The sequence below is a fragment of the Pseudonocardia zijingensis genome (assembly GCF_042657305.1).
GTDB classification, from domain to species: domain Bacteria; phylum Actinomycetota; class Actinomycetes; order Mycobacteriales; family Pseudonocardiaceae; genus Pseudonocardia; species Pseudonocardia zijingensis.
Map to the genome: position 1 here is coordinate 210,345 of NZ_JBHSKO010000003.1, position 18,415 is coordinate 228,759.

Here is an 18,415-nt window from a genome sequence, read left to right on the forward strand (position 1 = left end):
ATGTCTGGGCAGATCGCTCACGAGGGTGAGGCCACCGGCCTCCCCGCGTGCGCTGCTGCCCCCGTGCGGCTGCAGCTCTCGGCGCGCGACCGGGCGTGGCTCGTGGTGCGGTGGACGCTCACGGTGGCCGGCGCGGTCGTCGTGCTGTGGTGCGGGTCGGCGTTCCTCGCCACGCCCGCTTCGGCAGCGGTGGCGGCGGCTCCTGCGATGGCTCAGGGCTTCGTGCTGAAGGGAGGTGGCAGCACGAACGCGGGCAAGAAGACCCCCGGCAAGAAGAACAAGGGCAAGAAGAACAAGGGCAAGAAGAACGCCGGGAAGAAGAACGCCGGGAAGAAGAACGCCGGGAAGAAGAACGCGGGCAAGAAGGGCAAGGGCAAGCAGAACGCCGGCAAGGGCAAGGGCAAGAAGAACGCCGGCAAGAAGGCCAAGGGTAAGGCGAACGCCGGCAAGAAGAACGCCGGCGAGAAGGACAAGGGCAAGAAGGGCGCCGGCAAGAAGCCGGGCAAGAAGGCCGGCGACAAGTCCGGTGAGAAGGCCGGCAAGACGAGCAAGAAGAAGGAAGCCGTCAAGAAGGCGGCGAAGAACGTCAAGGCGGCCATCGAGCGGGCCCGCGGCGGGAAGGGTGCCGTCGCCCGGGAGGACCAGCGCTCGCGGCCGGCGAAGGCGACCAAGCCCGCCTCCGCTCGCAAGACGAAGCCGTCGGCCCCCACGATCCGCGAAGCGATCGACGACGTGGTGAAGAAGCGACCCGCCGCGAAGGGCAAGGGCGTCGTCCGCGAGGTCGCGCGCAAGGCGGCAGCACGCGGCATCGAAGCCGACGAGGTGGCGCGCCTGACCAACGTCGTGAACGAGGTGATCTCGTCGCGGACGGATCGCGAGCGGCCGTCGAAGGAGTCGTCGGCGGATGCCGGCAACGCCACCGAGAGGTACCTCACCGCGCAGGTGCGGCTCTCCCGGAGCGAGACGGCCGTGGCCGCCGCCGAGAAGAAGGCCACCACGAAGGCGGGCAAGGCGAAGCTGCGCAAGCTCGCCGCGAAGCACCGCTCCCTCGAGCTCGCCGCCGCGAAGGCCCGGCAGGGCGTCCACGAGGACGACGCCGAGGCGGTCGAGGAGGTCGTCGCCGGGCACGGACAGCTCGCCCGCTGGGAGACCAGGCTCGCGCGGGAGAAGAAGAAGGTGGGCGCGGGCACCCTGACCCGGAGCGCCTACCGGACCCACGCCTCGCAGTACCGGTCGTTGCGCGCCGATGTCGCGGACGACACCGCAGACCTCCTGGACGCGACCGACCGCGATCTCGACGTGCCCACCGATCTCGAGGACGAGGGCGCCACCGCGGGGTGCGCCGCCGGAGGTGCGTTCGTGGCGTGCGGTGCCGCGGCGCGGTCCGCAGACGGCGACACCGCGGAGCAGTCCTGGATCGGCATCAACGGGTTGACGAAGGGCTTCCGGGTCACCGCGAAGCTGGGCGGGTCGAAGGCCGGCGCGGGCTGCGATCTCGAGGGCTGCTCGTCCCGGGCGCAGCGCGGCAAGCTCGTCTCGACCGCCGCCTGCTCCGGCGACACGAGCGGGTGCACCCAGCGCGTGACGGCCACCGCCAAGCGCACCGAGTCGGCGTGCGCGATCGGCAACGGCCGCTGCGCGAGCGACAGCACCGGGCGCACCGACTCCGCCGCCCGGCTGGACCTGCGCAGCGCCGCGCACGGCACGTCGAGCGCGCGCACCGCGTGTTCCGCCACCACCGGCTGCGGCGTCGACTCCTGGGTGGAGGTCGGCAAGAGCGGGAAGAGCGACACCACCGTGCGGGCCGGGCTCGACGTCGACTGCGCCACCGCGGGGTGCCACGGCATCGGCGAGGTGCGTTCGACCGGCACCGCGGAGGCCGCCCCGATCTACAAGAACGGCAAGAAGGTGGTGCGTTCCACCGCGGCCACGCAGAAGTGTTCGGTGGCGGGTGGCTCCTGCGAGGCGGGGTCCGAGGTCGCGCTGCACCGCGAGGCCGTGAGCACCGCGGCCGGGAAGCTGCGCCCGAAGTTCACCACGAACGTGGCCGCGCACGCCGACATCGACTGCGCCACCGCTGGTTGCCTGTCCGCCCTGCGCGGCACCACGAGCGGAACCGCCAAGGGCGACGTCCGCGTCAAGTCCGGTATCGCCACGTCGAGCTGCATCGCGCAGAGCTCCGGTGCCACCTGCGGCGGCGACGTGAACACCACCGCCGGCTACAGCGCGAAGCGCACCACGGTCGTCAAGGCCACCGGCGACACGTCCGGCACCTGTGCGAACGGCGACGTCCGCTGCACCGTCCAGACGGCCACCGGGGTGGCCGCCCGCAACGCCACCTACTCGCTGCACTACCGCGGTTCGCGGGTCAGCGCCGAGTGCACGGTGGTGGGCGCAGGCACATGCGGCGGGCACAGCACCTCGCTCGGCTCGTCCGCGAACGACTACGCGGTGTCCGGCCAGCGTGGTGCCTCCACGGTCTCCACCTCCGACGGCTACCTGGAGTGCGTCGGCGGCGCGGCCTGCGGCGGGCACGTCCGCACCACCTCGCAGGCCTTCGACGGCGCGGTGCACAACGGCGTTCCGGTGACCTCGACCGACCAGGCCTCCTGCTCGGGCACCGCTCAGTGCGAGGCGCGGTCCACGTCCACCGCCCTCTCGGGTCCGGGCGCCACCGCGATGCTGGCCCGGGACGGCTCGGTCAACCCGGCACGGCTCGGGCACGGTCCGTCGGCGGCGTCGGCTGCGGGGGCGCAGCTGACCTGCACCGGCGCCGAGTGCGGCACCAGCGTGGCGCGCACCGCGGCCACCGCCGTCAGACCCGCGGTGTCGCCGGCCGAGCACGGCTCCTACGCGGTCGGTGGGTGCGACCGGGTTTCCGGCGGCACCTGCAGCGCGGTGATCAACTCGGGCTCCTCGACGGCGCCGAACGCGAGCGAGATCGCTCCGATCATGACCGGGACGTCCACGGCGAACGCCACGGTCGCCGAGGGCACGACGCAGGTGCCCACCGAGCCGGGCTCGCACAGCGCCACGCCGATCGCCCCCACCGCGCCGGGTTCGTCGGCCAGCGGTGGCGCACCGACCGTGTCGGGCGCGTCGAGCTGGGCGATGGCCGACGCCACCCTGGACTGCGCCGCGGGCATCCGCTGCACGGGCCGCGCCACGCACGCGGCCTGGGGCAGCCACACCCCCCTCGACGGGAACGGCGCCGGGAGCTCGCGCGGCCCACCAGCCAAGTCCCTGACCTCCGCCACCTGTGTCTCCTCGGCCGACGCGTGCCGGGTGACCGGTAGCTCCGCGGCGGGGACCGGCCAGGTCGTGGCCGACGTCATCAAGGAGCAGCGCAAGACGAGCAAGCCGGTGAAGAACGCCCCGGCGCTCTGGTCGATCTCCTCGTCCTCCGGCGAGTGTGCAGGCCCCGACTGCCGGCTCACACTCACCGCACAGGCCCCCGGCCACGCCCGTGAGACCGCGACCTGCATCGCAGGCGCCGACGGTTGCCAGGCCGGCGTCCAGGCCACCGCGTCCGGCGACGCGAAGCGCAGCACCACCGGCGAGACCACCGCTCAGGTCTCCTGCCCCGGTACCGGCTGCCGCACCGCGGTCACCGGCGACGCCGCCGTCAGGGCAGGTCCGCCCGCGCGGCACAGCAGCACCACCGCGCACGGCGTCACCCGCTGCACCGGGTGCACCGCGCAGATGACGGTGAGCACCAGTCGCACCGCGGGCGACCACCTCCGCTCCACGAGCGCGTCGATCACCGCGTCCTGCTCGGGCGGCGCGACGGCGGGCTGCGCCACCCGCACCTGGTCGCACACCGTCGCCAGGGGCGCCCGGAACCACCCGGCCACCGTCCGGGCGACCGCCACCTGCGGCAACCGCACCTCCTGCACCACCGGGACCGGCGGCCTCGCGCAGAAGAACGCCGCGCAGGTCGACGCCGAGTGCACCGGTAAGGGATGCCGCGCGACGCTGCGCGGCTTCGCCCGGCAGGGCGGCGCGTCCGCTCGCACCGCGGCGGGCTGCCGGGCAGCGGCGACCGGAACCTGCCGGATCGCGGGCCAGGTCGGTGTCACGCACGGCGCCGCGCAGGCGGCCGCCTCGTGCACCGGCAGCCAGAAGTGCCGCTACTCCTACCGGGCGCGGGCCACCGCCGGCTCGCCCGGGAGCGCCGCCCACGCCACAGCGCGTGGCCACGGTGGGGGCCGGCGCGGACACGGTGAGGTCGCCGTCTCCGCCCAGGTGAAGGTCGGCGCGGGCCAGGCGATGGCAGCGGCCTCCTGTCAAGGCAGCAAGGGCACCCACTGCCGCCACCACTACCGCGCTGGGGTCTCGGCAGGTGCCGCGAACGGGGCCGCGTCCGCGAGCGCGTCCGGTCACGGCGGCGGGCGCAGGGGCAGCGGCTGGGTCGCGGTGAGCGCCACCGCGCAGGCCACCGGCGGCTTCGCGCAGGCCGGGGCCTCGTGCACCGGCAGCGCGGGCACCTCCTGCTCGCACTCCTGGTCGGTGACCGCGTCCGATCACGCCTCCGCGCCGGGCTCGTGGGCGTCGGCGTACGCGCACGACTCCGGTGGCGGCGGGATGGGTTCCGGCGGCGGCTGGGTCGCCGCGCAGGCCGACGCCGGCCCGGGGTACGCCCAGGCGAACGTGTCGTGCTCGAACCCCGCGCACTGCAGCAAGAGCGCCACGGCGCACATCGAGTTCACCGCGCACTGGACCACGCCGAAGACCTGGCTCGACCCGTTCCGCCAGTGGAGCCAGCACAAGTCGGGCACCTGCACCAGCTCCACCGGCTGCGGCGTCCACCGCAGCGGCAACGACGTCGGCTGCTCCGGAGACTGCTCGCGGCTGTCCGTGGTGGTCGGCCCCGCCACCTATGTGAACATCGGCCTGTCCGGGCGGCAGGAGTACGCGGCGCGGCAGCGGGCCATCGAGCAGCGCAAGGCTCGGACCGCCGGTGGCGGGCCCGCAGGCAAGGCTGCTCCGGGCACGGTCGAGGACGAGGAGTCCGGGGCGCGGGCCGGCTGGACGGTGAAGGCGCGTCCGCGGTGTGCGATCTGCGCCGCGTTCGACTCCGACCGGTACGAGTTCGTGCGCGACGGCCAGACGGTCCCCGCGGACGCCCGCCCCGGCGTCGAGGTCAGCTCGGCGGATCCCGCGAAGTCGACGGGGGTCCGTGCCTGCACCACGGGGACGGCGTGCTCGGCGGGCGGGAAGGGGGGCCCGCGGGCCTCCTACACGCCGAACAACGGGTCGAAGACCTTCCAGGTCTCCAGTCCCGCCGCGGCACCGAACAGCAGGGGCCGCGATCGGGTGTCGAGCGAGTCGTTCGCCGGGATCAGCCGCCCCGCCGCGGGCGACGGCCGGGCGACGGTCCGCGGCCGCGGGTCGGTGATCGACGGTGCGAGCGGCTCGAAGGTCGTGTTCAAGGCGGTGGCCCCCGGCGTCACGAACTACGCGGCGCTGACGGGCCCCAAGGGCTCCCCGGTGCGGTCGGTCGACGCGCACGGCCGGCCGGGAGTGTGGAAGACGGGCCTCGGGGACGGCAAGGGCCTGATCAAGATCACCGGCCGCAAGGTGCCGGGGAGCAAGTTCGGCCGGGACACCTTCACGATCCGGGCTCCGAAGGTGACGTTCACCGGTCGCGACAAGCTGCTCAGCCCGTCGAAGATCAGTTGGAACGGCATGGGGCACGGCCGCACCGCCGAGGGCCTCGAAGTCACCAGCCGGAACCAGACCAAGACCCTCCCCGAGCTGTACCGGACCCCGATGGCCGTGGGTGCCGTCGACATCGTCACCGCGAACAGGAAGGGTCTCGGCGGGTCGGTCAGCCTCGACGGCGTCGGCGCGATCCACGCCCCGGGCGGGATCACGATCGAGTGCGGCGACTGCGCGGCCACCCACAAGGCTCCGACCCAGCGCGGCGGCCGGGCCGTCAACACCTGCACCGCCCACGCCGGGGGCTCCTGCACCGCGTCCGACGTCTGGGAGAAGAACGGCGGGTCCGACGTCCAGACGGTCACGACCGGCGAGGGCGAGAGCGAGGAGAACGCGTTCGTCCAGTTCACCCGCCGCGCCGACGGCAGCGGGGGCGGCGCGATCGCCTTCCTGAACGGCAAGGGCTCGGCCCGGGGCCAGGACGCCTACGACGGGTGGGTGAGCACCTCCGGCAAGGGTGGTCGTTCGGCGCTGATGTACACCGAGGCCGACGGCTACGGCGGCCTCCAGTCCCGGGTCGCGGGCGAAGGTGGTCGCAGCGCCGGGTCGGCTCCGGCAGGCGAGCGGGTGAAGTGGGTCGAGCCCACCGCGGACGTCACCAAGGCGCTCGGGCTGGTCTCGGCCGGTCGGCCGGCGATCGGTCCGGCGGTGCCCGCGAAGCTGCGCCCGGGTTCGCAGACCTTGCGCGACCGTGGCGAGGCCGTGCTGCGGAACCTGAACGGGGCCGCTTACGTGGAATGGCGCGCCGGCAAGGGCGCCAGGGCCCTCCAACCGGTGCTGGATCTGGCTGGGAAGCTCCGGAAGCGGGCGGGCGCCCGGCCCAGCGGCACGCTGACCCGGGCCGAAGTCGGTCGGCTCGCCGACCGGATCGAGAAGATCAACCCGGTGCTGTGGTCGCGGTACCTGCGTGGCGACGGGGCACTTGCGGACGCGGAGACGTTCGCGGAGCTGTCCGGCCCCCGGGCCGACTCCGTCGTTGAGAAGAACTTCGCCGCCGGCCAGGCGCTGCGCAACGAGATCCTGGCGCCGACGCAGTGCGCGCCGCTCTGCGCCCCGAAGACCGGGATCCAGGCGCTCATCGGCGCGCGGTCGGGCGCACACGGCAAGGACGTGTCGCTCTCCCAGGCCAGGCACGGGCTGCTCGGCGCGCAGCACGAGGCCCGGACGCAGCAGCTCGCGATCTACGCGGCGCTGGGGGCGCAGCGCGGCGCGCACCGCGTGGACACCTACCTCGAGCACGCGGAAAAGGTGCTGGCGGGCGTGCAGGCCGGGGCGCGCGCCGATGACAAGGCGCAGCAGGCAGGCAGCGTGTTGCGGCAGATCGACGCCGTGGTCGCCAGGACGACCGCCGACCGTGCCTTGATCGCGGGCCTCGCGCGGGAGCGGGCCAACCTCGCCGCGGTGCGCGGCCTGGTCGGCATGCTGCCCGACGTCGGCCGGTCCGCAGGCAAGAAGGCGGCGCGGTCCTACATCGACGACGTCGCCGTGATCGCGGGCTTCGTGAACGTCGCCCGGCAGGGCTACCGGGCCGTGAGCGAGGCGCCGCGGAAGCTGCACAACGTGTTGCTCGGCGGGCGGGTCTCGAACCTGGGTGACATGCGGCTGCCGTCCACGGGGTCGGCCGACCTGGCGCTGGCGATGCGGGCGAACGAGGTCGGGGACAGCGCCTGGTTCAAGAAGGTCGCCAAGGGTGCGACCGGTCCGCTCGCGAACCTCACCGACGACCAGCTCGTCGAGGCCGCAGCGACCTGGAGCTACGGCAAGAGCCGCAGCTGGCACGACATCGCGGGCCTGCGGGCCACCCCGAAGACGGCGGAGCAGCAGGTCAGCGCGTTCACCGGCTGGTACAGGCAGTTCCAGGGCATGTCGGCGGCGGAGGCCCGCGACGAGACCCTGAAGCAGTCCAACGGCTCCCGGTTCCGGGCTTTCGACGGCCTGCTGAAGAGCTCCGCCGGGCACCTGTCCCAGGCTCAGCAGGACGAGCTCGACAGGATGATCAAGAAGAACGATCACGGTCCGATGGCGATCCTGCGCAGCCAGCTCGACTTCGCCCACTGGATCCCCGCCAAGGCCGTCCAGGTCTACGACGACACGATCGGCGACGAGAACGACCGGCTCGCCGCCGACGGCTCCGAGTGGGCGGAGTTCATCAACCCGAAGGGCCGCGACGCCGTCACGGTGTTGGCCGGGGCCGCGTCGATGCCCTGGCTCGCGCTCGGCGGCGGCGGCATCGAGGCCGTGAACCAGGCCGAGGACCGCCTCCACGAGATGTTCGGCGCGGGTATCGGGGTCGACAGCAAGACCGATGTGCTCGGCCTGGCCTGCCCGGGCTGCGCGACGATGATCGACCCGAGCCGGTCGTCGCACCAGCGGCGGGCGGGCGAGTCGGACGCGGAGTTCTACGAACGGGTCTACCCGCTGACCGGCAGCTTCGTCCGCGCGCCTGTCACCGACATCCACCAGCGCTGGTCGCCCGTCGTCACCGACGGGGACTGGAGCCGGGTGCGCCGCGACTACGGTGATCGCCCGTTGTCGTCGCTGCTCACGGACGTGATGCCGGTCCTGCTGGTGACCGGCCCGGCCGGCGGCGGGCTGCGGGCGGGATCCCGGGGCGCGGTCGCCGAGGCTTCCCTGGCCGAGTCCGCGCTGCGGTCGATGCACGGCAAGGTGCACTCCGCGGACAACCTGCGCACGATCCGGGCGCTCCATTCCCAGCGCGACGCGGCGCTGCGCAAGGCGAGGCACCTCGACACCGCGGCCGGCGCGCTGAGCATCCCGGGGAAGGTCGTGACGGCGCCGTTCAAGGTGCTGGGTGCCCCGGTCCGGGCGGCGGGTCTGCTCGGGGAGGCCGCGGGCCCGCTGGCGAACCGGTTGAGCCAGACGGCGCACACCCGGTCCTTCGCGGCCGTCCCCGGTGTCCGCACGACCGGAGGCGTGAAGGCGTTGGGCGTGGCAGGTGCCGCGCTCGGGAAGGTCGCGGTCGCGGGTCAGGCCCTCGGGCGCAACGGCCTGGGCCTCCCGGGGAACCTGAACGCGGCCTACCGGGACCTGGGGGACACGGCGTTGCGCCGAGCCACCGACGGCACCGTCGCCGCCCGGTACGCGGAGCAGACCACCGCGCTGCGTGGACCGGCCACGGCGGAGGCGGTGGCCGCGGCCCGGCTCGTGCGCACGGAGCGCTCCCACGCGGCGATCACGCAGCAGCGAGCCGGCGCGACAGCGAAGCTGCAGGCCGGCAAAAAGGCTGTGGCCGAGCGCGAACTCGCCGGCCGGATCGTGCTGGCCACCAGGCCCGGCGTCGCTCGCTCGCCCGAGGCGCTGGCTGCCGAACTGGGGGTCGGTGCGAGGGCCGTCGCCGAGGCGCTGGTCCGCGAGATCCTGGACGGTGCGCGCGGCGACGGCCCACGCCTGCAGGTGATCGGCGGCAAGGTGCTCCGCGGGGAGTCGGACCCGGTGCGGGCGTTCGCCGAGGAGGTCGACGCCACGCTCCCGGTCGACGGCACGCCGATGTCCGTTGCCGCGATGGCCGCAGCGCGCGAGGTCACCGTGGGCGAGCTGGCCGATCGGCTCGCGCAGTACCGGAAGCAGAGCAAGGACAGCGGCGTGCGGCCGCGGGTCGAGCTGGGCTTCGACCGTGACGGCAACCCGATGGTGGGTCGGCTCGGGAGCACGCTGTTGCCGGACGACCCGGCGCTGAGCATCCTCGCCGACACCGTCGGGACCCGCGTCCGGGCAGCCGGCGACCGCGGTGTCACGCTCGCGGCCCTGTCCCGGGAGACCGGGAAGAAGAAGCAGCGGATCGAGGCCGCCATCGCCGAGCAGACGGCGGACCTGGCCGGGAACGGCGAGCTGCCGTTGCTGGAGATCACGAAGGACGGGCGGGGCACCCGGTGGGTGCGTCCGGTCCGGTCCGGCGTCGAGGCGCTGCCCGCGTACGAGGGTGCGGATCCGATGGCCGCGCCGACGACGAGAAGCCTTCGGCGGGAGGTCGAGAACGCCGAGCGGGACCGGAAGCGCGCGCTCGCCGAGCTCGACGACGAGCTCGCCAGCACCACGGACGACGGGCGCAAGGCGGAGCTGACAGCCGAACGGGGTCGGCTCGAGGAGAACGTCCCCGCCGATCTGGATGCTCGCGCTCGCGCGCTGGAGGACGAGATCGCGGCCGAGGGGGAGATGGGCCGGCGCGGTCAGCTCGAGGCGGAGCGGGCGCGGCTCCGCACCGCGCTGACGGCGAACGAGGCGGCGCACGAGGCGGTGGCGAAGTGGGGCTGGATCACGCGAACCGGATTGCGCAGGCCCGTCACGAAGTTCGTCCGCGAGGTCAACAGGATCCGGGACGGCGGGGAGGTCGTCTTCAGCGCCCAGCTCGAGCGCGCGAAAGCCGGTGAGCTCGGGACCGTCGAGCTGTTCGCACTGGTCAGCGAGGTCATCCGGATCACGGATGGCAAGGAGCTGCGGCCGGTGCAGGCGGCGGCCGGCCTGCTGATCTCCGGTGTCCGCCCGCTGCGCTTCGCGCTGAAGAACACGCGGCTGCGGCAGGTGGTCCTCGAGATGGCGACCGGTGAGGGCAAGACGCTGACCGGGATCGCGCCGATGGCCAAGGCCGCGCACGACACCCCCGGCGGCGGGGTGCAGCTGCTCACCCGGGACATCGCGGACACCTGGTCGGCGGTCGACGCCTACGTGCCCGTGTTCGGGCAGCTCGGCAAGTCCGTCGGCGTGTTGCGCGGCAGCGAGGCCCTCGTCTACGAGGGCGGGCGGCTCGTGCGGTCGGGCAAGGGCGTCGAGGCCCGCCGCGCCGCCTACGAGGCCGACATCACGATCGGTGAGGCCAAGGAGTTCGCGTTCGACCACCTCTACGACATGGTTCGCGCCGCCGACGAGAAGATCCAGACGAGGCACGAGTTCGCGCTGGTCGACGAGGCCGACGAGCTGATGATCGACGACGGCCGCACGTCGATCCGCATCGCGGACACGACGGGTGCCGTCCGGGACAGGGCCGTGCACCTGGCCCGCGCCCACGTCGAGAAGCTCACCGCGGACGGCGTCGTGGAAGCCACCGCCGGCCTCAGGATGCGGCTCACCCAGCTGCAGCGTGCCGCGATCGCGGAGCACCTCGGGCTGGGCACGATGTCCGAGCAGGCGGTGCGCGACCTGCAGAACGCGTTCGACGCCCGGTGGATGGAGCGCGATCGGGACTACATCCTCAGCAAGGTTGACCGCGGCCGGGTGCCGGTCGAGCGGGGCAGGCGGTCGACCGCGCAGACGGCGGACGGGGCGGTCACCGAGGACGGCCTGCAGGTGGTGCTCCTCGACAGCCTGAAGGGCCGCGGCCTGTACGGCCAGAAGTGGGACCGCGGGCTTCAGCAGGCGGTCGAGGCGAAGGAGGGTCTGCCGATCTCGGCGGAGCAGCAGACCGTGCGCTCCACCACCATCAGGAAGTACCTGCGGCTGTTCCCGAAGAAGAAGGTGGCCGGCATGACCGGCACCGCGCAGGCGGTGGAGTCGTTGTTCCGCAGGCACTACCGCATGCGTGTGGTGCAGGTCCCGAGGCACGAGCTGTCCCTGCTGGACGAGCGGCCGCACCGGGTGTTCGTCACCCGGGAGGCGTGGCTGCGGACCCGCGCGGTCGAGGTGGCGCAGCGGACGCGGACCACTTCCGAGGCCGCGGAGCTGATCAACTTCAAGGACCCGGCGGACGCGGTGCTGTTCGCCCGCGAACTGGAACGGCTCGAGGTCGCGCACCGGGTGCTCACCGCGCAGGACGAGCACATCGCGTTCGAAGAGGCGATCACGAGGTCCGCGGGACAACCGGGCACGGTCACGATCGCGACGAACCTCGCGGCTCGCGCCACCGACATCAAGGCCGCCCCGGCCGTGAACCACGTCGGCGGCGTCCGGGTCACCGTCTCCAACGTGCACAACTCCAGCCGCGGGATCGAGCAGAACTTCGGGCGCACCGCCCGCAACGGCAAGCCCGGCTCGGCGGGGCTGGAGATCCACCTCCACGACGACATGGTCCGGTCCGTGCTGACCGAGGAGGAGCGCACGACGTTCCTCGACAGGTACGGCGAGATGGGCGAACTGCCCGCGGGCGAGGCGGCCGCGCTGGTCGGCCGGGTGGTCGAGGCGGCCGACCGTGCCAACCTGCGGCAGGCGGACGCGGGGCTGAGGGGCCGGGGTGGCCACGGGGACTCGATCACCCGCAGCGCCGTGGTCCTGCGGGATGCGGATGTCGCCGTCGCCGCGGACCGGGTCCACGCGACGGCGCGCGACGCGGCGACTGCGCGCTCGCATCTCGTCACGGCGAGCACCCGGGGTGAGCTCGAGGCCGCCGCTGCCGCGCTCGCCGACGCGGAGGGCGCCGTCGCCGCCGCACTGGCCGACTACCGGGCCCTCGTCGGCGCCGGCGAGGCCCGTGCGGTGCACGAACACGAGCGCACCGCCGCCGACCTCGGTGTCACCCACGAGGCAGTGGCCGCGATCGAGGAGCAGCTCGAACGGGATGAGCACGCGGGTGCGGCCGCCGCGTTGCTGAGGCTCGCCGGGGGCATCCGCTCGATCGGGATGTCCGAGGCGTCCCGGTGGGACGCCGCACCGGACGCGGAGGTCGCGGCCGGACACGCCGCGGCCGCCGCCCAGAGCTCCGCGGCCGGCGGGCCGGAGGCCACCGACCGGGCGTTCCAGCGCCTGTCGTCCCTGATGAGCACCCTCCCCGAGGGTGCGACCGGCGTGGCATCGCCCGACCGGTTGCTCGCCGAGCAGATCCGGGAGGCGCGGGGCGAGGACGCGCAGCGCGCGGTCGACGCCGCACAGGAGCGGCGCGACGACGTGCGCGCCCGCGGGGTCCGGTGGCTGTTCAAGAAGCCCGTCGCGACGGGGTGGCACGCCGCGGTCCGCCAGGTCGCCGACGCGTTCGGGATGACGTTCTCCGACGTGACGCGGATCGTCCAGAACGGCCGGATCGGCGCTGTCCCCGAGCTCGGCGATGGACCCGACGAGTTCGCCGAGCGCTTCGCGCTCCTGGGCCGGGTGCTGGACGGGGCCGACGACGACGTCCGGATGGCGCTGGCCGAGCAGCAGCGCGTGCACGACACGCCCATCACCGAGATCATCGACGAGCTGACCGCCGACGCCGTCGCGGAGGAGCAGCCCGAAGCGCTGCGCGCGGCGCACCAGGAAGCGGACGAGAGCCTGGCCGACGAGGCGAAGGACGAGGCGGATTCCGAGGTCCGCGACCCGGGCATCGCCGCGCTGTTCACCGACCCCGTCGTGCCGACCGGCGCCGCCGGAACCGGTGGCGGTGCCGGCACCACGGGTGGCGGCAGCGCGGGCCCGGACTCGGAATCCCCCGACGCGTCTCCCGTCGCCGCCAGCGGGCCCGCTGACGCCGTTCGGGCGGAACCGTCGGCGAAGGGCTCGGCAGCCGAGATCGAGGCGAGGGCGCACGGCCCACCGTCGCCGCTCACCGAGAACGACAACTGCGTCTGCGAGGTCGAGGCGCGATTCACCGCGACCGACCAGGACGCGGTCGACCTGAACGCCCTTCCGCGCGCGAAGCCGGAGGACCAGCAGTCCTACGCGGTGCGCGACCGGCTCGAAGGGATGTTCAACGGCACGTTCCAGCGGGCGTCGAAGGCCGTGCTGGACGAGCACCTGCCCAACGGCGAAGTCGGCATGAAGGTCGTCGTCTGGACCTGGGACGACGATCACGGCGGTCTGTCGCACCTGATCTACGGGGAGCGGACCCCCGGTGGGATGCGCTACCACGACCGCAACCAGGTGCTCACCGAGGCGCCTGCGAACACACGGGCAGCCGTGGTGGCCGGCATGCGCCGCGACCAGCGCCCGATCCTGGACCTGCCCGAGTACGTCGGCGCCCGCGACGAGGACATCGTGGACCCGCGCACGGACACTGAGCTGGTAGCGGCGGTTCGCGGGGGCGATCAGGAGGCTGTGGGGGCGCTCTACCAGCGCCACGTCGAGAGCGGCCGCAGGCTGGCCCGGCAGCTCGTCCAGCTCGCCGACGTCGATGACCTGGTCCAGGCGACGTTCGTGAAGGTCTGGACAGCGCTCCTGAACGGCGGAACGTCGATCACCTCCTTCCGGGCGTACTTCCTCACCTCGATGAGGCGTCTCCACATCGACCAGATGCGGGCGACGAGGAACCTGCACCTCGTCGATCCGCTGGCGATGTCGCCGAACTACGACAGACCGCTACCCGGTGCTGATGAGCTCGTCCTCGAGGAGGAGCGCAAGGTGGCGGCCGGGGCGGCGCTCGAGTCGCTGCCGGAGCGCTGGCAGAAGGTGCTCCGGGCGACGGAGGAGGAAGGGCGGAACGCCGCCGATCTCGTTCCCGAGCTGGGGAAGACCCCCAACGCGGTGTCGGCGTTGGCCTACCGGGCGAGGGAAGGGCTCGCGCAGGCGTTCCTGGGGCACCTGCGAAAGCCTGCTGACCTCGTGGAATGCGAGAACTGCCTGGTCCTCGTCCCGGGATTGCTGCGCGGCTCCCTGTCGGAGCGGGACCAGAAGAAGGCAGCCGATCACCTGGACGGGTGCGTCGCGTGCGCGAAGGTTCGCGACGAGCTGGCGGAGATCAACGCGCAGACGCGTCTGCCCTCTCGGCGAGGCGGTGACGATGACGGCCCGATCGACGCGGCTGGTGAGGCTGCCTACGGCCGCGAGTTCACGGAGGCGGAGCGGGCGTGGCTGCTCCGGGCGGCGCGGCGGATCGCCTCGAACGGCCGCCCGGCCGCGGACGACGTGGCCGCGCGCCGTGCCGCCGAGCTGGGGGCCCGCGCGGAGCTCCGGGAACGGGAGCGGTTGCTGGTGCCGAGCCGCGCGGAACTCGTGGATGCACTGGCGGAAACGCGCCTCCCGACCGAGGACCACAGGCAACGCAACGACCGGAAGCTCGCCGATCGCCTGATCGACTTCGCGTGGCGTGACGAACACACCGGCTACGACACGATCCTCATGACGGAGGAGAGAGCCGAATCGCTGGGGCAGCACGCGCTCGACGAGATCGTGACGCACGCGCGGCTGTACCACTTCGTTCCGGCCGGAACGCGTCGCGCGGGGCACGGGAGCCACGTCGAGTTCATCGTCCGGCTCGTGGAAGTGCAGGCCGGACGCGGCACTCTGAAATGGGCGGCGCACGCCGAGGCCACCTGGCTGACGGCCCTGATCGAGACCATGGAGTCCGAGCGGGCCGACTTCGCCGACTGGTGGGCCGGGGAGTTGGTGCGGGTGCTGCCGGTGATCGGGGACTCGCACGCCGACTACGTCCGGCGATGGGTCTCGTGGGCCGTCCTGGGCCTCGGGCCGAAGGCAGCGGACGCCTTGAACCGTGCGCTGGCCCGATCCGACGCTCCGACGGTGCTGTTGCCGTCCTCGTCAGCAGGCACCCTGACGCCGGCTGGGCGGCAGGCCGCGGTCGCCGTCTACGCGCTGGGCGGCACTGTGCTGCTGGAAGGCGGTGACCGGGAGCAGATCATCGGCATCGCCGACGACCTGCTGTTCAACATCGAGCAGTTCATGGCGCAGCGCACCGACGGTCCGGTCGAGGCCTGGATGCAGGACTACCTGAGGTCGGCCGCGGGGCTTCTCGAACTCTCGGAGACGATGTCCGGTCCGCGGCCTGAGTCCACCGCCGACATCCGCAGGAGGTTGGCGGAGCTCGAGCGGAGGCGGCTCGAGGGACGCCCTGGCGGCGACGAGGTGGGATCCGCGCGTGCCGACGTGGCCGGTGCCCTCGCCGGTGGCTTCGGCGTGGGTGGGGCGTTCTGGTCGGCCGGACCGCTGGTGGGTGCCGCGGTCGCGGTGGTGGTGGCAGCTGTCGCCGCGTGGATCTGGTTGCGGCCGATGGCGCGCGGCCGGGCGGACCGGGCCCCACCCGCTGCCGACGGCGTGGCCACCACGCGTGCGTGGGAGCTGATGGGTTCGCTGATCGAGGAGCGGCACCCCCGCTACCGCTCGGTCTCCGTTCCCGCCGAAGGTCGCGACTCCTCCGTGCTGATCGTCGAGGATCGAGCCCGGGAGTTCGTGTACAAGTGGTCTGATCCGCACAAGATCGACTACGAGGTGCTGGTGCACGCCGTCGCCTCGGCGATCCGGGCGCCGGTGGCCCCCGTGACGAGGTTGAACGCGAACGCCGTCGTCATGCCGAAGGTGGCGGGGCGTACGGCGACGGAACTGAACCTGTCCTACCGGGAGATCCACTCCCGGGCTCTGGAGAGCCGACAGGGTCAGCGCCTGATCCTGCTCGACCGGGTGGTCGGGAACGTGGACCGGTCCTTCTCCAACCTGATCGTCCGGGACGGGGGACGCTCCTGGACGTTCGTCGGCATCGATCACACGCACACCTTCGAACGGCACCCGTTCGCGGCCTCCCCGTGGCATCTCGCCGATCCTGGGCTGAGTCGAGCGGAGATCCTCGACGCGAAGCGTGCGGTCGAGGCCCTCGAGCACACGGCCTTCGAGCGGTTCCCGAACGAGTACGCGTTCGTGATGGCGAACTTCGACGAGTTGCTCGCCGACGCCGGTGATCGGGGGCTCTCCGACCACCAGTCCCCGCTCCGGGCGCGGGCGTTCCGCGGAACGCTGGAGATCGTCACGTCGTGGTTCCGCCGGACGATCATTCGGATGGTGACCGCCCTGCCGAGGCCGCGGACGTCGGCGGCGGGTCGGCGGCGGAGCTTGTCGGCCTGGTCCGTGGCGGAGCTCCAGGAGATCGCGGAGTCGGACGATCCGATGCGAGAGGTGCTCGAGGCGCAGGGGATGGTCGGGGCACCGGTCGTGGTGTCCGGGGAGTCGGCGGCCGAGCTGGTGGCGGCCGGGAACCGGCCGGTGCTGTTCATCCCGCAGGGGGATGGGGCGCGCGAGCGTGCCGAGCAGATCCGCCGTGGTGAGCCGGTGGTCGCGGGCGGTCCGGTCGTCACCTTGCAGGCCGATCTGGGCGAAGCCCGGCGCTTCCGGTCAGAGCACCCACCGGCTGACCAGGAACTGGTGCTCGGATATCTGAGCAAGAACGCCCGTGTGGCGGACAACGCGCGCGAGCGGGCCGTGCGCCGCTTCAACCGGGACCTGCGGCGCTTGGGCAAGCGGGCACCCGAGTTGGCGGATCTACTGATCGCCGTCGGGGATCGAACCGACTACTCGGGTTTCGAGCTGTGGGCGGCGATGGCCGGGTACGACGGGTTCCGCCACTACCCGCGGGCAGACGATCTCAAGCTCTTGCACTGGTCGGTGCTGGTCGTCGATGGTGCGACGGATTCCGCGGAGGCGGCGAAACGGGCCGAGGGCATGGACGTGCCGACGGCCGGTGTGGGCCGGGAGTTGCTCCTGCACGCTCTCTCGACCGAATTGCCGGTAACGGTGCTGCTCGGCGCTGCCGTTTCGATCCAGTTCGGTGGGGCGTCCCTCTACATCGCTCCTCCGGCCGTCCTCCTTCCGACGGTCGTGACGCTGCTGGTCCGCGCCAGGTCGTCGAACCGTCCGGGTGCGCCGGAGTGGCAGATGCCTGGTGCAGAGGTACTGGTGCTCGACGCAGCTCAGAGCGGAGGGCGCCCGAACCTGCGACCGTTGTCCGAGGCGGTGTTCGGGCTGTTGGAGCAGGTGGCTGCATGGCGCCCCTGGTCCCTGGTCGTTCCGGGGCAGGGCCGGGTGGATTGGTTGGTGCGGCTCATCGACGCGGCCGCGGCCGCGGACCCCGTCGGCGAGGTGCGGCACCGGAGATCACTGGTCCGCCGGGTGGACCTCCGGGATCGTGCGGCCGAGCTGGGCTTGCGCCGCGGTGCGAGCGGTCTTCTCGACGTCTCGATGTGGGAGATCGGTGATGGCAGGTGGCGGCTGGCGGGGCTGGCGCCGGCTGATCCAGCGGACGTGATGCCGTTCGACGGAGCGGACCTGATGGCGGCGAACGATGCCACGGTCGATGTCGAACACCAGGCGACTGGTGTGATCGTGCGGCGGGGCGGGAACGGTGCGCCGACCCTGGTGTTGTCGGCCGGGCACGTCGGGAGTGCCGGCCTGCGGGTGGATGGGGCGGCTGTGGTGGCCTCCGTGACGTTGCCCGTGCGCGCATTCGGGCCGCTTTCCTCGATGGCGCGACTCAACAGTCTGCGGTACGGGATCAGGTTCGGCCGCCGGACGGTCGATCTGGTGTTGTGGGCCGTCGATGGGCTCGAGGATCGGCCGGCTGTTCAGTGGGGCTCGGGGCGCACTCCCGCGCGTGGTGACTGGTGGATGCTCATGGGGTATCCCATGGGGGAACGGATCTCGGTCCCGAGCCGGGTCGCCGGGAAGTTCGCCGGAAACGTTCTACTCCGCAACATCACCGGCCCCGGCTCGTCCGGAGGCCCGTACGTGGACCGGGACGGGAACCTGGTCGGCATCCAGTCGCAGGGGAGCCCGGGTTCCTCCACCGCGGTCGGTCCGGCGCTCATCAACGCGTTCCTCGCGACCGCGATCGAGAAGATGGACGCCCAGCTGGCGGGCGGGACGGTCGGGTCGGCCCACCGGCGGGAGACACCGTCGCACGACGACCTACCTCCTGGCACGAACGACACCGACCGGGGATCGGGACTCGCGGCACTGGTGGCACCGCTCGTTGCGATGACGGTCGGTGGTCAGGAGTTGATGGCGCAGCTGTCGTCGACCCCGCCCGCCGTGGTCGTGGGCTTCGTCGTCGCAG

General features: G+C 72.8%; 1 protein-coding gene (running past one end of the window). It reads left to right on the forward strand.

Going from position 1 to position 18,415, the window contains the following annotated elements; genetic code table 11:
* Positions 1-18,415 carry the beginning of a sigma-70 family RNA polymerase sigma factor gene (locus tag ACFPL3_RS08220; protein WP_343943264.1) on the forward strand. Its footprint extends 25,523 nt past the window's final position, so only the first 18,415 of its 43,938 coding nucleotides appear in the window; it begins with the start codon at positions 1-3; its stop codon lies beyond the right edge, outside the window.